The 16,539-nt window shown below is 57.6% G+C and carries 17 protein-coding genes; 13 read left to right on the plus strand and 4 right to left on the minus strand.

Annotated elements, in window-relative coordinates:
- Positions 1–2,038: M10 family metallopeptidase (locus TU81_RS12285; protein WP_048395372.1), on the minus strand; the 2,038-nt coding region annotated here is incomplete at its 3' end.
- Between the two features lie 215 nt (positions 2,039–2,253).
- On the opposite strand from TU81_RS12285, the gene TU81_RS12290 reads away from it, so the two are divergent.
- The gene (locus TU81_RS12290; protein WP_038981613.1) at positions 2,254–2,898 is read left to right on the plus strand and encodes an MBL fold metallo-hydrolase; all 645 of its coding nucleotides are present in this window, start codon (positions 2,254–2,256) and stop codon (positions 2,896–2,898) included.
- A gap of 116 nt (positions 2,899–3,014) precedes the next feature.
- Positions 3,015–3,740 (plus strand): OmpA family protein, encoded by a 726-nt coding sequence (locus TU81_RS12295; protein ID WP_038981614.1) that lies wholly within the window; start codon positions 3,015–3,017, stop codon positions 3,738–3,740.
- Positions 3,741–4,008: 268 nt separating this feature from the next.
- Here the strand turns inward: TU81_RS12295 and TU81_RS12300 are convergent, their stop codons facing one another.
- Positions 4,009–4,443: a YhcB family protein gene (locus tag TU81_RS12300; RefSeq protein WP_048395375.1), complete on the minus strand. Its 435-nt coding sequence runs from the start codon at positions 4,441–4,443 to the stop codon at positions 4,009–4,011.
- Positions 4,444–4,588: 145 nt separating this feature from the next.
- Here TU81_RS12300 and TU81_RS12305 point away from each other — a divergent pair, with 145 nt between their 5' ends.
- The 3 genes from TU81_RS12305 to zapE all read left to right on the plus strand — a co-directional run bounded on the left by TU81_RS12305 (position 4,589) and on the right by zapE (position 7,783).
- A complete protein-coding gene (locus tag TU81_RS12305) occupies positions 4,589–5,218 on the plus strand; it encodes an alpha/beta hydrolase (RefSeq protein ID WP_048395377.1) in 630 nt (209 codons plus the stop codon).
- A gap of 24 nt (positions 5,219–5,242) precedes the next feature.
- Positions 5,243–6,598 carry a tryptophan--tRNA ligase gene (locus TU81_RS12310; protein WP_048395379.1) on the plus strand — a complete coding sequence of 452 codons (1,356 nt, stop codon included), beginning with the start codon at positions 5,243–5,245 and terminating at the stop codon, positions 6,596–6,598.
- 90 nt (positions 6,599–6,688) lie between these two features.
- A complete protein-coding gene (gene zapE, locus TU81_RS12315; RefSeq protein WP_008004987.1) occupies positions 6,689–7,783 on the plus strand; it encodes a cell division protein ZapE in 1,095 nt (364 codons plus the stop codon).
- A gap of 173 nt (positions 7,784–7,956) precedes the next feature.
- On the opposite strand, the gene TU81_RS12320 is transcribed toward zapE, so the two are convergent.
- Positions 7,957–8,853, minus strand: a complete 897-nt coding sequence (locus TU81_RS12320) for a GlxA family transcriptional regulator (RefSeq protein WP_173667540.1) — start codon at positions 8,851–8,853, stop codon at positions 7,957–7,959.
- A 244-nt stretch (positions 8,854–9,097) separates the two neighbouring features.
- Here TU81_RS12320 and TU81_RS12325 point away from each other — a divergent pair, with 244 nt between their 5' ends.
- Positions 9,098–10,234 carry an acyl-CoA dehydrogenase family protein gene (locus TU81_RS12325; RefSeq protein WP_038981619.1) on the plus strand — a complete coding sequence of 379 codons (1,137 nt, stop codon included), beginning with the start codon at positions 9,098–9,100 and terminating at the stop codon, positions 10,232–10,234.
- A gap of 103 nt (positions 10,235–10,337) precedes the next feature.
- On the opposite strand, the gene TU81_RS12330 is transcribed toward TU81_RS12325, so the two are convergent.
- Positions 10,338–11,378 carry an NADP(H)-dependent aldo-keto reductase gene (locus TU81_RS12330; RefSeq protein WP_048395382.1) on the minus strand — a complete coding sequence of 347 codons (1,041 nt, stop codon included), beginning with the start codon at positions 11,376–11,378 and terminating at the stop codon, positions 10,338–10,340.
- Positions 11,379–11,623: 245 nt separating this feature from the next.
- Between TU81_RS12330 and rplM the strand changes: the two genes are divergently transcribed.
- From rplM to TU81_RS12365, 7 genes are all read left to right on the plus strand, one after another.
- Positions 11,624–12,052: a 50S ribosomal protein L13 gene (gene rplM / locus TU81_RS12335; RefSeq protein ID WP_007905295.1), complete on the plus strand. Its 429-nt coding sequence runs from the start codon at positions 11,624–11,626 to the stop codon at positions 12,050–12,052.
- A gap of 14 nt (positions 12,053–12,066) precedes the next feature.
- Positions 12,067–12,459 (plus strand): 30S ribosomal protein S9, encoded by a 393-nt coding sequence (gene rpsI, locus TU81_RS12340; RefSeq protein WP_002555064.1) that lies wholly within the window; start codon positions 12,067–12,069, stop codon positions 12,457–12,459.
- A 267-nt stretch (positions 12,460–12,726) separates the two neighbouring features.
- Entirely contained in the window at positions 12,727–13,320 is a 594-nt protein-coding gene (petA, locus tag TU81_RS12345; protein ID WP_038981621.1) for a ubiquinol-cytochrome c reductase iron-sulfur subunit, read from the plus strand.
- On the plus strand, positions 13,320–14,531 hold the full coding sequence (locus TU81_RS12350) for a cytochrome b (protein WP_038981622.1): 1,212 nt from the start codon (positions 13,320–13,322) through the stop codon (positions 14,529–14,531). Before petA ends, TU81_RS12350 begins: the two co-directional genes overlap by 1 nt.
- A complete protein-coding gene (locus TU81_RS12355; RefSeq protein WP_038981623.1) occupies positions 14,531–15,313 on the plus strand; it encodes a cytochrome c1 in 783 nt (260 codons plus the stop codon). The genes TU81_RS12350 and TU81_RS12355 overlap by 1 nt, the downstream gene beginning before the upstream one ends.
- Positions 15,314–15,463: 150 nt before the next feature.
- Positions 15,464–16,081, plus strand: coding sequence for a glutathione S-transferase N-terminal domain-containing protein (locus TU81_RS12360; RefSeq protein WP_007905304.1), 618 nt, complete (start codon positions 15,464–15,466; stop codon positions 16,079–16,081).
- A gap of 16 nt (positions 16,082–16,097) precedes the next feature.
- Positions 16,098–16,511: a ClpXP protease specificity-enhancing factor gene (locus TU81_RS12365; protein WP_008004998.1), complete on the plus strand. Its 414-nt coding sequence runs from the start codon at positions 16,098–16,100 to the stop codon at positions 16,509–16,511.
- Positions 16,512–16,539: the final 28 nt, after the last annotated feature.

Consider the following 16,539-nt stretch of genomic DNA (forward strand, 5'->3'; position numbering starts at 1 on the left):
TGTAGGTATCGTTGCCGGCGCCACCGATCAGGGTGTCGGCACCGAGACCGCCGTCGAGGAGGTTGCCGCCCATATTGCCGGTGATCACATTGTTCAGGGTGTTGCCGGTGCCGTTGAGGTTGGCCCCATCCACCAGTATCAAGTTCTCGATGTTGTTGCCCAGGGTGTAATCGAAGGTGGAATAGACGGCGTCGATTTCGCTGGCCAGGGTGCTGGTTTCGATGACCACATCGCCGAGGTTGTCGACGACGTAGCTGTCGTTGCCGGCACCGCCGATCAAGGTGTCGGCACCGAGGCCGCCATTGAGGAGGTTGTCCGCGGCGTTGCCGGTCAGGCTGTTGTTCAGGTCGTTGCCCAGCGCGGTAAAAGCGCCGGCGCCGAGCAACAGCACGTTCTCGACGTTGTGCAGGTTGCTCAGGTTCAGGTCGACGGTGTTGGTCTGTGCCGTGGCGTTGTAGACGACGTACAGGGTGTCGGTGCCTTCACTGGCGTTTTCCTGGACCAGGGTCAGTTCGCCGGCCTGATCAAGAAAATAATCGTCGTTGCCCTTGCCACCGATCAGGGTGTCCACACCGGCGGCACCATTGAGCTGGTTGTTGCCGTCGTTGCCGGTAATCACGTTGTTCAGGGCGTTGCCGATGCCATAGGTGTTGGCTGTGCCGGTCAGCGTGAGGATTTCCAGGTTATTGCTCAGGATGTAGCTCGACGAAGAACGCACGGTGTCGATCTCACCGGCTAGGGTACTGGTCTCGATGGCCATGTCGCCGAGGTTGTCGACGATGTAGGTATCGTTGCCGGCGCCACCGATCAGGGTGTCGGCACCGAGACCGCCGTCGAGGAGGTTGCCGCCCATATTGCCGGTGATCACATTGTTCAGGGTGTTGCCGGTGCCGTTGAGGTTGGCCCCGTCCACCAGTATCAGGTTCTCGACATTACTGCCCAGGGTGTAGTCGATGTAGGAGTAGACCGTGTCTATTTCCGAGAGCATTAGGCCACGTTCAATGACCACATCGCCGACACTATCGACGATGTAGCTATCATTACCTGCACCGCCATCCATGGTGTCCGCGCCAGACATGCCATTGAGCAAGTTACCCAGTGCGTTGCCGATCAGCGAGTCGTCAAACGCCGAGCCATAGGCGTTTTCGATCTTCGCGCCAAAGGCAATCGCCAGCCCTTCATTGAAAGCATCGCCATTCTGGTCGGTGAACGCTTGGCCGATCTGGCTGAACTGACCTTCATTGAGGTTGATGCGCACGGCAGCCAACTGGTTGCTGGCGTCGATGCTATCGTTTCCGCCGGCATCCCAGATGGTTTCGAACACCGACTGGGTGGGCGCCCAGGAATAAACGTTGTTGCCCGTCATCCACAGATTGTTGACGCCATACAGACTCTGGATGGCCAGAATATCGAGCAGCATCGGTGTCGTGGGTTGGTAGGAGTACGAGTTGTTGTAACTCATGACGGTCAATGAGACGTCATCCAGCGCCGGATCGAGCGTGATTGTGTTTGAACCCCCTGGCGAGAACGGGTGCTTGAGGCCTACCGCATGACCGATTTCATGAATAAACGTCATGAAGTCGTAGCTGCCTTTGTCGGGTGTAGCATCGTTGGTATTTGGTCCGATCCAGACGTCGCCACCGTTTGGGTCGTCGGAGGGGAAATACGCCCATGCCGCTGCGGTGTTGTCCATCTGCGTATAACCACCAAAACGCAAATCGCCCACGTTGGTTGCATTGTCGGTGGTCAGTCGGAAGGTAATGTTGGCAACCGCACTCCAGGAGGCGAGCGCGCCGGTAATCGCAGTTTGTTGCGCCGCGGTCAATGCGTACATGTTCTTGTACTCATTGTCAGCACTGTAGTTGGTCGCGAAGTAAGCCATGCCTGGCGTTATGAAACTGTACGTCAGATTGGTCACAGCTCCAGGCATCCACCACTTGGAGCTTTCCCATTGGAAGCCGGAGATTAAGCTGTCGACGGCTTTAAAGCCTGTCAGCGAAGAAGACAAGCTATCGGTATAACCAGTGGGACGTGGCATGTGAAATTCCTGGGGTAGGCTGCGACCCTTCCTGGATGTGGCCGCTACAATCTGCAATTCTGCATGATAAATAGCGCCATTGACATCATATGGCCACTATTTTTTTGAGGTGAGACCGACGTATGGCGGCTCCAGTTTTGTATCGGCCACGGCCGTTTAATCCTGAGGGCCTCAACTTATCTGCACAAGACTGCCTTGCTCTTCCAGGACTCTTTATGAACGCTGTAAAACCCGCCCTCATCCGCGAAACCTTCCCCGTCGGCCCGTTGCAGTGCAACTGCACGATCATCGGCGATCCGATCACGAAAAAAGCCATCGTCGTCGACCCGGGCGGTAATCACGAACTGATCCTCGCGCGCCTCGACGCCTTGGGCCTGAAGGTGGTCAGCATCATCCACACCCACGCGCACCTCGATCACTTCCTGGCTTCCGGGCAGCTCAAGGAGAAAACCGGCGCGACGCTGCATTTGCATAAAGAAGATCAATTCCTCTGGGACAACCTGGAGATGCAGTGTCAGATGTTTGGTGTGCCTTATACCCCCGTGCCATCGCCAGATCGCTGGTTGGCCGACGATGAAGAGCTGGCTTGCGGGTGTGGCGTGGCGTTGCACACGCCGGGTCATACACCAGGTTCCATGAGTTTTTGGTTTTCAGAGGCTAAGCTGCTGATTGCCGGTGATACGCTGTTCAAGCGTGGGGTAGGGCGCACGGATTTATGGGGAGGCGATCAGGCGACTCTCGTGCGTTCGATCAAACAACGGTTGTATACCCTCGACGAAGAGGCGACGGTGGTGACCGGTCATGGTCCGGATACTCGCCTGGGCGATGAAATGCGCGGTAACCCCTTTGTACGAGCCTGAAGATGCAGTTGTGAAAGGCACGACGGAATTTTTGGCGTTGGCCATGATCCAACGCCCGCAAAGGTTCATTGCTTAAGTCCGCTGCACCACAGAATGCAAAAAAGTAGGAGCTCTCCATGTTCACCTCGCGTCGTTTGATTATTGTCGCTACTGCTGTGGCTTTGTTGTCCGGTTGCGCAACGCAGAACCCTTATGACAATCAGGGTCAGGCTGATAGCGGCTCCACGGGCATGAGCAAAACCGCCAAATACGGTGGCCTCGGCGCCTTGGCCGGTGCACTGGCCGGTGCTGCCATCAGTCACGATAACCGTGGCAAGGGCGCGCTGATTGGCGCCGCCGTGGTGGGGGCTTCTGCCGCCGGTTACGGTTACTACGCCGACCAGCAGGAGAAAAAACTGCGGGCCAGCATGGCCAACACTGGGGTTGAAGTGCAGCGCCAAGGCGATCAGATCAAGCTGATCATGCCGGGCAACATCACATTCGCAACCGATTCGGCGAACATCGCGTCGGGCTTCTACCAGCCGCTGAACAATCTGGCGGGCTCGCTCAAGGAGTTCAACCAGAACCAGATCGAGATCGTCGGCTACACCGACAGCACCGGCAGCCGTCAGCACAACATGGACCTGTCCCAGCGTCGTGCCCAGAGCGTGGCGACTTACCTGACCTCCCAGGGTGTCAGCGGGGCCAACCTGTCGGCGCGTGGTGCCGGGCCGGATAACCCGATTGCCAGCAATGGTGATGTGAATGGCCGGGCTCAGAACCGTCGCGTCGAGGTCAACCTGAAGCCGATTCCTGGTCAGGAATATCAGCAGCAGGGCCAGCCTGTTCAGCAGTATCAGTAACACCTGCCCATAAAAACTGTGGGAGCGGGCTTGCTCGCGAAAGCGGTGTGCCAGGCGACATTAATCTCGACTGACACGGCCTCTTCGCGGGCAAGCCCGCTCCCACAGTGTTCCTCGTCGATCACAAGATAGTGGTCAACCACAAATCCTGTGGGAGCGGGCTTGCCCGCGAAGAGGCCCTGCCAGGCACCTGAGATATCGGATCAGAAACAAAAAAGCCCTCGAACAATCGCTTGTCCGAGGGCTTTTTGTATCGCGCGAAACCTGATTACTTCTTCAGGCCGTAATGCTCATCGAGCATGCCTGGCGCGTTCGGCATTTTTGGGGCGTAGTCGCGAGGTGGTTCCTGATCGCGCGGTGGCGTCAGGCGTTCCCGTGGAGCCTGTGCCGCGTCGGCGTGCAGGGCAGCCAGCAAGCGTTGGCGAGTCTGCTCGTCCAGGGCCAAACGGTTGGCGCCCTCGGCGAGATGATCCTGCACTTCCTGATAGCTCGCAGTCAGTTTCTTGACCAGGGTGGCAGTGCTGTTGAAGTGGGTGACCACTTCGTTCTGATAATTGTCAAAACGTTCCTGAATATCATCCAGCTGACGTTGCGTGCGGTTAGGCGCGGCATTCGGCACCAGGCGAGCGATCAGGAATCCAATGGCGACACCCACAACCAGGGCAAGAGTCGGCAACAACCAAACTAAGAGCGAGTGTTCCACGAGTCCTTCCTCTATAAACGGCTTTGCTTTACGTTAACGGCTCGAACCTGCGCTGTATACCGCGATTCACTCGCAATAGAATTGGCACAGACAATTGGCTAGACGAGTCGACCCGATTCGAGGTCACGGAGTTCCTTCCTTGCTTATGCGCGAAACCCCTGTAGTGATTGATGGCCCGGTCGGTCAACTGGAAAGTTTGTACCTGGATAACGAGCAGCCGCGCGGCATTGCGCTGATCTGCCACCCGAACCCGGTGCAGGGCGGCACCATGCTCAACAAAGTCGTCTCGACCTTGCAGCGCACCGCGCGCGACGCCGGTTTGATTACTTTGCGTTTCAACTACCGTGGCGTCGGCGCCAGTGAAGGCACGCACGACATGGGCACTGGCGAAGTCGACGATGCCCAGGCGGCGGCCGAGTGGCTGAGAGCCAGACATCCTGACGTGCCCCTGACCCTGTTCGGTTTCTCCTTCGGCGGATTTGTTGCAGCAAGTCTCGGCGGACGCCTGGAAGCTAAGGGCGAACAACTCAAGCATTTGTTCATGGTCGCGCCCGCCGTCATGCGTTTGGGCGATCAGGATCAACTGCCGCAACAAGGTACATTGACCCTGATTCAGCCGGAAACCGACGAAGTCATCGATCCACAGCTCGTTTACGATTGGTCCGACGCACTCGATCGCCCCCATGAGCTGCTGAAAGTGGCAGAATGCGGACACTTTTTTCATGGCAAGCTGACCGATCTCAAGGATCTGATCCTGCCGCGTCTTTCGAATTGATTGCAGTCTGACAAGCGATTACCCATGACGACTCGTACCCGTATCCTCACCGGCATCACCACCACCGGAACGCCGCACCTGGGCAACTACGCCGGCGCTATCCGCCCGGCGATCATCGCCAGCCGTGACAGCAATGCCGATTCGTTCTACTTCCTGGCCGACTACCACGCCCTGATCAAATGCGATGACCCGCTGCGCATCCAGCGCTCGCGTCTGGAAATCGCCGCGACCTGGCTGGCCGGTGGCCTGGACGTGGACCGCGTGACGTTCTATCGCCAGTCCGACATCCCGGAAATCCCTGAACTGACCTGGCTGCTGACCTGCGTGGCCGCCAAGGGCCTGCTCAACCGCGCTCACGCCTACAAGGCCTCGGTGGACAAGAACGTCGAAAATGGCGAAGACCCGGATGCCGGCATCACCATGGGCCTGTACAGCTACCCGGTGTTGATGGCTGCGGACATTCTGATGTTCAACGCCCACAAGGTGCCGGTCGGTCGTGACCAGATCCAGCACGTGGAAATGGCGCGGGATATTGGTCAGCGCTTCAACCACTTGTTCGGCCAGGGCAAAGAGTTTTTCACCATGCCCGAAGCGCTGATCGAGGAGAGCGTCGCCACCTTGCCAGGGCTCGACGGTCGCAAGATGTCGAAGAGCTACGACAACACCATTCCGTTGTTCAGCAGCGCCAAAGAGATGAAAGACGCGATTTCGCGGATCGTCACCGACTCCCGTGCCCCGGGCGAAGCCAAGGATCCGGACAATTCGCACCTGTTCACCTTGTTCCAGGCCTTCGCTACGCCGGCACAATCCGACGAATTCCGCAGCGAATTGCTTCAGGGCCTAAGTTGGGGCGAGGCGAAGAATCGTCTGTTCCAACTGCTCGACAGCGAATTGGGCGAATCCCGCGAGCGTTATCACCAGCTGATCGAACGCCCGGCGGATCTGGAAGACATGCTGCAGATCGGCGCCAAAAAGGCCCGTTCGGTGGCGACGCCGTTCCTCCACGAACTGCGTGAGGCGGTTGGCCTGCGTTCTTTCGTCGCTCAGACCCAAGTCGCAGCGACCACCAAGAAGAAGGCTGCGAAAGCCGCGCGCTTCGTCAGCTTCCGTGAAGACGACGGCAGTTTTCGCTTCCGTCTGCTGGCGGCCGATGGCGAACAACTGCTGCTGTCGCGCAACTTCGCCGACGGTAAAACCGCAGGCCAAGTGACCAAGCAACTGCAATCCGGTCAAGCCTTGGACGTGCGCAGTGAAGACCTGAGCTTCAGCGTCTGGCTGGAAGGCGAGTGCGTTGCCGACAGTCCGGCCTTCGCCGACAGCGCTGCTCGCGATGCTGCCATCGGTGCTTTGCGCGTTGCCCTGACACCGGTTCAGGAATAATCAACGGCTCGGTCCGACCAAGGGCCGATTGCCATTCCCACGGGCCGTCGCTACAGTGACGGCCCGTTTTTGTTGCCTTGCTAACGAATTATGACGCCCCTAGAACGATATCAAGCTGATCTGAAACGCCCGGAATTCTTCCACGATGCTGCCCAGGAAACGGCGGTGCGTCATTTGCAGCGTCTGTACGACGATCTGGTCGCGGCCTCGCAGAACAAGCCGGGCCTGCTCGGCAAACTGTTTGGCAAGAAAGACCAGGTGCCGGTCAAGGGCCTGTACTTCTGGGGCGGCGTGGGTCGCGGCAAGACTTACCTGGTCGATACCTTCTTCGAAGCGCTGCCGTTCAAGGAAAAGACTCGCACTCACTTCCACCGCTTCATGAAGCGCGTGCATGAAGAGATGAAGACCCTCGGCGGCGAGAAAAACCCGCTGACCATCATCGCCAAGCGTTTCTCCGACGAGTCGCGAGTGATTTGTTTCGATGAGTTCTTCGTCTCCGACATCACCGACGCGATGATCCTTGGCACGTTGATGGAAGAGTTGTTCAAGAACGGCGTGACCCTGGTCGCGACGTCGAACATCGTGCCGGACGGCCTGTACAAGGACGGCTTGCAGCGTGCGCGTTTCCTGCCGGCCATTGCGCTGATCAAGCAGAACACCGAGATCGTCAACGTCGACAGCGGCGTCGATTACCGTCTGCGCCACCTCGAGCAAGCGGAGCTGTTCCACTTTCCGCTGGATGATGCTGCCCAGGAAAGCCTGCGCAAGAGCTTCCGGGCCTTGACGCCGGAATGCACGGCAGCCATCGAGAACGACGTGCTGGTGATCGAGAACCGTGAAATCCGTGCCGTGCGCACTTGCGATGACGTGGCCTGGTTCGACTTCCGCGAACTCTGCGACGGCCCACGCAGCCAGAACGATTACATCGAACTGGGTAAAATCTTCCACGCCGTATTGCTCAGCAATGTCGAGCAGATGAGCGTCACCACCGACGACATCGCCCGCCGCTTTATCAACATGGTCGACGAGTTCTACGACCGCAACGTGAAGCTGATCATTTCCGCCGAAGTCGAGCTCAAAGACCTCTACACCGGTGGTCGCCTGAACTTCGAGTTCCAGCGCACGCTTAGCCGCCTGCTGGAAATGCAGTCCCACGAGTTTCTGTCCCGGGCGCATAAGCCGTAGGAGTTTTCGGAAAATAAAAAGGGCCTGCATATGCAGGCCCTTTTTGTGCGCGCCGAAGAAACCATGTGGGAGCGGGCTTGCTCGCGAAAGCGGCGGTTCAGTCGACATCAATGTTGAATGTCAGACCGCTTTCGCGAGCAAGCCCGCTCCCACATTGGATTTGTGTTCAGTCCTTAAGCCGCTTGCTGAAACTGCTGTCGATACTGGTTCGGCGACAACTCCGTGTGCTGGCGGAACAGTCGGGCGAAGAAGCTCGCGTCGTCGTAACCAACTTCATAGCTGATGGTCTTGATGCTCTTGCGACTGCCGGACAACAAGCCCTTGGCCGTCTCGATGCGCAGTCGCTGCAGGTAATGCAGCGGTTTGTCGCCGGTAGCGGTCTGGAAACGACGCATGAAGTTGCGGATGCTCATGCCGTGTTCGCGGGCCACGTCTTCGAAGCGGAACTTGTCGGCGAAGTGTTCTTCGAGCCAATGCTGGATCTGCAGGATGATCACGTCCTGGTGCAGCTTCTGCCCGCCGAAACCGATCCGCCCCGGCGCATAGCTGCGCTGCACTTCGTAAAGAATGTCGCGGGCCACAGCCTGGGCCACGTTGGCGCCGCAAAAACGCTCGATCAGGTAAATGTAGAGGTCGCAGGCTGACGTGGTGCCGCCGGCGCAATACAGGTTGTCGGCGTCGGTCAGGTGTTTGTCCTGATTGAGCTGGACCTGCGGGAAGCGCTCGGCAAACGCATTGAAGAAACGCCAGTAGGTCGTCGCTTCCTTGCCATCGAGCAGCCCGGCCTCGGCCAGCCAGAACACGCCGGTGGCCTCGCCACACAACACGGCGCCGCGTGCATGCTGCTGACGCAGCCACGGCAGGACCTGTGGATAACGTTTGCAGAGGGTGTCGAAATCGTCCCAGAAGGCGGGAAGGATAATGACGTCGGCGTTTTCCAGGCCGCCGTCCACCGGCATGATCACGTCACTGAAGCTATTAACCGGTTTACCGTCGGGGCTGACCAACCGGGTTTCAAACGCCGGTGTCAGGCCGTGGCCCAGTTGTTTGCCATAGCGCAGGCTGGCCAGATGGAAGAAATCCTTGGCTTGCATGAGGGTGGAAGCGAAAACCCGGTCGATAGCCAGGATGCTGACGCGCCGCAAGGGCGTGGAGACTTGGTTAGACATAATTCAACTTTATTCTTATAGGGGAAAGTGGTCACCAGACGGCTGGATCGTCTTATTTTTTGTCGGATGTGTCCAGTGTCCTGTATCGGAAGCGAGGCTTAGTCTCTAAAGGTCAATTCCGCCTAACAATAATCACAGGTGCCGCATGATCCCCAGAACCTTGTTCAGCTCCGAGCACGAACTTTTTCGCGACAGCGTGCGAACGTTCCTCGAAAAAGAGGCCGTGCCGTTCCATGGGCAATGGGAAAAACAAGGTTATATCGACCGCAAACTCTGGAACAAGGCGGGGGAGGCGGGGATGCTCTGTTCGCATCTGCCGGAAGAATATGGCGGGCTGGGGGCGGACTTTCTCTACAGTGCGGTGGTGATCGAGGAGGTCGGCCGCCTGGGTCTGACCGGCATCGGCTTTTCTCTTCATTCGGATATTGTCGCGCCTTACATCCTGCATTACGGCAGTGAAGCGCTGAAACATAAATACCTGCCCAAACTGGTGTCTGGCGAGATGGTCACCGCGATTGCCATGACCGAGCCGGGTGCCGGTTCCGATCTGCAAGGGGTGAAAACCACCGCTGTGCTGGATGGCGACGAATACGTGATCAACGGTTCGAAGACCTTCATCACCAATGGTTTTCTGGCTGACCTGGTGATCGTCGTGGCCAAGACCGATCCAAAGGCAGGAGCGAAGGGCACCAGTCTGTTTCTGGTGGAGGCCAATACGCCGGGCTTCGCCAAGGGTAAGCGTCTGGAAAAGGTCGGTATGAAGGCTCAGGACACCTCGGAGCTGTTCTTCCAGGACGTTCGGGTGCCAAAGGAAAACCTGCTGGGCCAGGCCGGGATGGGCTTCGCTTACCTGATGCAGGAACTGCCGCAGGAGCGTCTGACGGTCGCGGTGGGTGGCTTGGCGTCAGCCGAAGCGGCGTTGCAATGGACGCTGGATTACACCCGTGAGCGCAAGGCTTTCGGCAAGGCCATCGCCGACTTCCAGAACACCCGCTTCAAGCTCGCTGAAATGGCGACCGAAATCCAGATCGGCCGTGTTTTCGTCGATCGCTGCCTGGAACTGCACCTGCAAGGCAAGCTCGACGTGCCGACAGCGGCGATGGCCAAGTACTGGGGCACCGACCTGCAATGCAAGGTGCTCGATGAGTGCGTGCAGTTGCATGGCGGTTACGGGTTCATGTGGGAATACCCGATCGCCCGGGCGTGGGCGGATGCGCGGGTGCAGCGGATCTATGCCGGGACCAATGAGATCATGAAGGAGATTATTGCGCGGTCGCTGTAATTTGCAGTGACTGGGCAGACGCCATCGCGGGCAAGCCACGCTCCCACAGGTTTGTGATTTCCTGTGGGAGCGTGGCTTGCCCGCGATTGGGCCTATGAATCAATCAAGGTGCAGGATTTGGATGATCCTGGTGAATCGCCTCGATCCCAGCCAACACTTCGTCGGAAAGTTTGAGCTCGAAGCTGGCAATGTTGCTGTCCAGTTGCTCGAGCGTGGTGGCGCCGATGATGTTGCTGGTGACGAACGGTTGCTGTGTGACGAATGCCAGTGCCATCTGCGCCGGATCCAGGCCGTGTTCACGAGCCAATGCCACATAACGGCTGCACGCTGCCTCTGACTGAGGATTGAAGTAGCGGCTGAAGCGGCTGTAGAGGCTCAGGCGACCTTTGGGCGGACGCGCGCCACCTTCGTATTTGCCCGACAGGAAGCCGAACGCCAGTGGTGAATAAGCGAGCAGGCCGCACTGTTCGCGGATGGCGATTTCCGCCAGGCCGATTTCGAAGCTGCGATTGAGCAGGTTGTAGGGATTCTGGATCGATACGGCGCGTGGCCAGCCCCGGGCTTCGGCGATGGCGAGGAAACGCATGGTGCCCCACGGGGTTTCGTTGGACAGGCCGATGTGGCGGATCTTGCCGGCCTTGACCTGTTCGTCCAGTGCTTCGAGGGTGTCTTCCAGCGGGGTGAGGTTGACTTCGCTCGTGTGCTTGTAGCCCAGTTGCCCGAAGAAATTGGTGCTGCGTTCCGGCCAGTGCAACTGATAGAGGTCGATGTAGTCGGTCTGCAAGCGCTTGAGGCTCGCATCCACGGCCTGGACGATGTGCTCGCGGTTGTGCTTGAGGTGTTTGTCGCGGATGTAGTCAATGGTGTTGCCGGGGCCGGCGATCTTGCTCGCCAGGATCCAGCCGGCGCGATCGCCACGACTTTTGAAGTAGTTACCGATGTAGCGCTCGGTGGTGGCGTAGGTTTCGGCCTTGGGCGGCACCGGGTACATTTCGGCGGTGTCGATGAAATTGATCCCGGCGCTCTTGGCCCGTTCGATCTGGGCGAAGGCTTCAGCCTCGCTGTTTTGCTCGCCCCAGGTCATGGTGCCGAGGCAGATTGCACTCACGTTCAGATCGGTACGGCCTAGCTGGCGATAGTCCATCGGGTGCTCCTTGGGCAAAACAATCATAAAAGCAGGTTGAATTATTTTTCGCAATCTGCATAATTGCGCACCTCTTTCTGCAGTGGAAGTGATGCGCCGCCGCCGAAGAATCTTGCCGTTGAACGGACGCGCCGACCCGAGCCCCCGAAAGCGTCTGTATCCGGCTGCCTTTGACTTGTCAAAGTACGCACTATTCAGTAAGATCCGCCGTCTAATTTACAGGGCGGCCCCTGAGGCTATAAAGAATGAAAACTTTTACTGCTAAACCGGAAACAGTACAGCGCGACTGGTTTGTCGTCGACGCTGCAGGTCAGACCCTGGGTCGTCTGGCCACCGAAATCGCGAGCCGTCTGCGTGGCAAGCATAAAGCTGAGTACACTCCTCACGTTGACACCGGCGATTACATCGTCGTTATCAATGCCGAGCAGATTCGTGTAACCGGTGCTAAAACCACCGACAAAATCTACTACTCCCACTCCGGTTTCCCGGGCGGCATCAAGTCGATCAACTTCGAAAAACTGATCGCTAAAGCCCCTGAGCGCGTGATCGAGACCGCGGTCAAAGGCATGCTGCCTAAGAACCCGCTGGGTCGCGACATGTATCGTAAGCTGAAAGTCTATGCGGGCGCTGTACACCCTCATACTGCTCAGCAGCCCCAAGAACTGAAGTTTTAACGGAATAGTTCATTATGTCGGCGACTCAAAATTACGGCACTGGCCGTCGCAAGACCGCAACCGCACGCGTTTTCCTGCGTCCGGGTACTGGTAACATCTCCATCAACAACCGTTCGCTGGATAATTTCTTCGGCCGCGAAACTGCCCGCATGGTAGTTCGTCAGCCGCTGGAATTGACTGAGACTGTCGAGAAGTTCGACATCTACGTCACCGTGATCGGCGGTGGTGTAAGTGGTCAAGCTGGCGCAATCCGCCACGGTATCACTCGCGCACTGATGCAGTACGACGAAACCCTGCGTGGCGCTCTGCGCAAAGCTGGCTTCGTTACTCGCGATGCTCGTGAAGTTGAACGTAAGAAAGTTGGTCTGCGTAAAGCGCGTAAGCGTCCGCAGTACTCGAAGCGTTAATTCGCTTTCGCGTTCAAAAAGAACGCCCAGTTTCCTCGCGAAGCTGGGCGTTTTTTTATGGGCGCGATTTATCAAGGAATTGCGCTGTGACAACTTGCCACATCCGCAGAGGCCCTATACTGCAAGGCTTGGCAGTGGAGCCCCTCGGTAATTACCTTGTCAGAATTGGGGCTTTTCATTACCATTCGGCAAAATTTTTATAAGTTCAGATTTTTACTTAGTAGACGCCTGATTTAACAGGCCACAAAGCTGATGGGAGAGGACTGAATGAGCAATGACGGCGTGAATGCAGGCCGGCGTCGCTTCTTGGTAGCAGCCACATCCGTGGTGGGTGCTGCAGGAGCGGTGGGGGCTGCGGTCCCGTTCGTGGGGTCATGGTTTCCCAGTGCCAAGGCGAAAGCCGCAGGTGCACCGGTGAAAGTGAATGTCAGCAAAATCGAGCCAGGTCAGCAAATGATTGCTGAGTGGCGCGGCCAGCCGGTGTTCATTGTCCGCCGTACCGAGGAAATCCTGGGGAATCTTAAAAAGATCGAGGGCCAGCTGTCTGACCCGACCTCCAAGAACTCGACGCAACCGACCTATGTCGACCCGGAGACGCGTTCGATCAAGCCAGAAGTTCTGCTGCTGATCGGTATTTGCACACACCTGGGTTGCTCACCGACTTTCCGTCCAGAAGTGGCACCTGCAGACCTGGGCAAGGATTGGGTAGGGGGTTATTTCTGCCCTTGCCACGGTTCTCACTACGATTTGGCTGGCCGCGTCTACAAGTCGCAACCTGCGCCTTTGAACCTGCCAGTTCCCCCGCATTCCTATGAGACCGATGACGTCATTGTCATTGGCGTCGATACGGAGAAAGCGTGATGAGCAAGTTCATGGATTGGGTTGATGCACGCTTTCCCGCGACCAAAATGTGGGAAGACCATCTCAGCAAGTACTATGCCCCGAAGAACTTCAACTTCTTCTATTTCTTTGGCTCGCTGGCGCTGCTCGTTCTGGTCAACCAGATCGTTACCGGTGTCTGGCTGACCATGAGCTACACCCCGTCGGCGGAAGAGGCGTTTGCTTCCGTCGAATACATCATGCGCGACGTCGAGCACGGCTCGATCCTGCGCATGCTGCACGCAGTCGGGGCTTCGATGTTCTTCATCGTCGTTTACCTGCATATGTTCCGTGGCCTGCTTTACGGTTCGTACCAGAAGCCGCGCGAGCTGGTGTGGGTGTTCGGCATGCTGATCTACCTGGCGCTGATGGCTGAGGCCTTCATGGGTTATCTGCTGCCGTGGGGTCAGATGTCCTACTGGGGTGCCCAGGTAATCATCTCGCTGTTCGGTGCGATCCCGGTCATCGGTAACGACCTGACCCAGTGGATTCGTGGTGACTACCTGATTTCCGGTATTACCCTTAACCGCTTCTTCGCCTTGCATGTGGTTGCCCTGCCGATCGTGATCCTCGGTCTGGTGGTGGTGCACATTCTGGCGCTGCACGAAGTCGGTTCGAATAACCCGGATGGCGTCGACATCAAGAAGCACAAAGACGAAAACGGCGTACCGCTGGACGGCATTGCCTTCCACCCGTACTACACCGTGAAAGATATCGTCGGCGTGGTGGTGTTCCTGTTCATCTTCTGCTCGATCGTATTCTTCTTCCCGGAAATGGGCGGCTACTTCCTCGAGAAGCCGAACTTTGAAGTGGCGAACGCCTTCAAGACCCCTGAGCACATCGCTCCAGTCTGGTACTTCACACCGTTCTACGCGATTCTGCGGGCGGTTCCGGACAAGCTCCTCGGCGTAATCGCCATGGGCGCGGCCATCGCTGTGCTGTTCGTCCTGCCATGGCTGGATCGCAGCCCGGTCAAGTCGATGCGCTACAAAGGCTGGCTGAGCAAGATCTGGCTCTGGGTGTTCTGCATCTCGTTCGTGATCCTGGGTGTGTTGGGTGTTCTGGCTCCAACGCCAGGCCGTACGTTGCTGTCGCAGGTATGTACCTTCCTGTACTTCGCCTACTTCATTCTGATGCCGTTCTACACCAGGCTCGAGAAGACCAAACCGGTTCCGGAAAGGGTGACTGGCTGATGAAAAAGCTATTTGCTGTACTGATTCTTGCGGCGATGCCTGTACTGTCTTTCGCATCGACATCGAGTGGTCCGGAGCTGGAAAAGGTCGATATCGACGTTTCTGACAAGGCTGCCATGCAGGACGGCGCACGTACGTTCGCCAACTATTGCATGGGCTGCCACAGCGCCAAGTTCCAGCGCTACGAGCGTGTTGCCGATGACCTGGGCATTCCTCATGAGCTGATGCTTGAGAAGCTGGTGTTCACCGGCGCCAAGATCGGTGACCACATGAACATCGGCATGCAACCGGCTGATGCCAAGGCCTGGTTCGGTGCGGCACCGCCCGACCTGACGCTGGTGGCTCGTGTTCGTGGCACAGACTGGCTCTACGGCTACCTGCGTTCCTTCTATGAAGACCCGTCGCGTCCTTGGGGCGTGAACAACAAGGTGTTCCCGAACGTCGGCATGCCTAACGTTCTGGTCGGCCTGCAGGGTCGTCAGGTGGTAGGCTGTAAACAAGTTCAAATCGTCGAAGACGGCAAGAAGCAATACGATCCGCTGACCGGCACCGCTTTGACCCATGAAGCCTGCGATCAACTGACTGTATTGCCGAAAACCGGCACGCTGAACGAAGAGCAGTTCGACGAGAAGGTCAAGAACCTGGTGACCTTCCTGGCCTACTCGGCCAACCCGGTGAAGCTGCAGCATCAGCGCATCGGTACCTATGTGTTGCTGTACCTGGCGTTCTTCTTCGTATTCGCTTACTTGCTCAAGCGTGAATACTGGAAAGACGTCCATTGATAGAGCTGTAAGCCATTGCTGTTAATCGCGCGCGCCCAGGGGCGTCTCTGAAGGTGTAACGAGTCTGGTGATCCAGGCGTTACGGGAGGCGCCCTCTGGGCGCGCGTGTTTTTCCGTTTCCGATAATTTCAACAAGCGAGGAGGACCGCCATGGGCGTGACCAATCGGTTGGCCTGTTACTCCGACCCCGCCGACCACTATTCCCACCGAGTGCGCATCGTACTTGCAGAGAAGGGTGTCAGCGCCGAGATCATTTACGTGGAAGCTGGTCGCCAGCCGCCTAAACTGATTGAAGTGAACCCTTACGGAAGCCTGCCCACCCTGGTCGATCGTGACCTGGCGTTGTGGGAGTCGACCGTGGTGATGGAATATCTGGATGAGCGTTACCCGCACCCGCCATTGCTGCCGGTTTATCCTGTGGCGCGTGCCAACAGTCGTCTGCTGATTCATCGCATTCAGCGTGACTGGTGTGGTCTGGTGGATCTGATTCTGGATTCGCGGACCAAGGAAGCAGCCCGTGTCGTGGCTCGTAAAGAGCTGCGCGAAAGCCTGACAGGCGTGTCGCCGTTGTTTGCCGACAAGCCGTTTTTCCTCAGTGAGGAACAAAGTCTGGTGGATTGCTGCCTATTGCCAATACTCTGGCGATTGCCGATTCTGGGTATTGAACTGCCGCGGCCTGCCAAGCCGCTGCTTGATTATATGGAGCGCTCGTTTGCGCGTGAGGCTTTCCAGGCGAGTCTGTCTGGTGTCGAACGCGATATGCGCTAAGGCTTAAGGAGCCGCTATGAACTCCAGTCGACCTTATCTGGTCCGCGCGCTCTACGAGTGGATTGTGGACAACGATTGCACCCCGCACATGCTGGTTAATTCCGAGTATCCATCGGTGCAGGTGCCTCAGGGTTTTGCCAGTGACGGACAGATTGTCCTGAACGTTTCCCCGGCAGCCGTGCGTCATCTGCACATGGACAACGAGGCAGTCAGTTTCGAGGGGCGCTTCGGTGGCGTGCCGCATACCCTGTACGTGCCTATCGCATCGATCCTGGGCATTTACGCTCGGGAGAACGGTCAGGGCATGGTGTTCGATATGGAATCGCCTCTGGAAGACGAGGAAGAGATCGAACCGGATGATGATGTTCCGCCACCCGACAGCGAGCCGCCGCGTCCCAGCGGTCGACCGAGTTTGAAGGTGGTGAAGTAATAAAAAAGGCGATCCGAATGGATCGCCT

Origin of the sequence: Pseudomonas lini, from assembly GCF_001042905.1 — a bacterium.
Taxonomy (GTDB): domain Bacteria; phylum Pseudomonadota; class Gammaproteobacteria; order Pseudomonadales; family Pseudomonadaceae; genus Aquipseudomonas; species Aquipseudomonas lini.

Bases quoted from the DNA above. Each gene is read 5' to 3' on its own strand.
- TU81_RS12290 (WP_038981613.1), top strand. From the start codon at position 2,254: ATGAACGCTGTAAAACCCGCCCTCATCCGCGAAACCTTCCCCGTCGGC.
- TU81_RS12295 (WP_038981614.1), top strand. From the start codon at position 3,015: ATGTTCACCTCGCGTCGTTTGATTATTGTCGCTACTGCTGTGGCTTTG.
- TU81_RS12305 (WP_048395377.1), top strand. From the start codon at position 4,589: ATGCGCGAAACCCCTGTAGTGATTGATGGCCCGGTCGGTCAACTGGAA.
- TU81_RS12310 (WP_048395379.1), top strand. From the start codon at position 5,243: ATGACGACTCGTACCCGTATCCTCACCGGCATCACCACCACCGGAACG.
- zapE (WP_008004987.1), top strand. From the start codon at position 6,689: ATGACGCCCCTAGAACGATATCAAGCTGATCTGAAACGCCCGGAATTC.
- TU81_RS12325 (WP_038981619.1), top strand. From the start codon at position 9,098: ATGATCCCCAGAACCTTGTTCAGCTCCGAGCACGAACTTTTTCGCGAC.
- TU81_RS12330 (WP_048395382.1), bottom strand. From the start codon at position 11,378: ATGGACTATCGCCAGCTAGGCCGTACCGATCTGAACGTGAGTGCAATC.
- rplM (WP_007905295.1), top strand. From the start codon at position 11,624: ATGAAAACTTTTACTGCTAAACCGGAAACAGTACAGCGCGACTGGTTT.
- rpsI (WP_002555064.1), top strand. From the start codon at position 12,067: ATGTCGGCGACTCAAAATTACGGCACTGGCCGTCGCAAGACCGCAACC.
- petA (WP_038981621.1), top strand. From the start codon at position 12,727: ATGAGCAATGACGGCGTGAATGCAGGCCGGCGTCGCTTCTTGGTAGCA.
- TU81_RS12350 (WP_038981622.1), top strand. From the start codon at position 13,320: ATGAGCAAGTTCATGGATTGGGTTGATGCACGCTTTCCCGCGACCAAA.
- TU81_RS12355 (WP_038981623.1), top strand. From the start codon at position 14,531: ATGAAAAAGCTATTTGCTGTACTGATTCTTGCGGCGATGCCTGTACTG.
- TU81_RS12360 (WP_007905304.1), top strand. From the start codon at position 15,464: ATGGGCGTGACCAATCGGTTGGCCTGTTACTCCGACCCCGCCGACCAC.
- TU81_RS12365 (WP_008004998.1), top strand. From the start codon at position 16,098: ATGAACTCCAGTCGACCTTATCTGGTCCGCGCGCTCTACGAGTGGATT.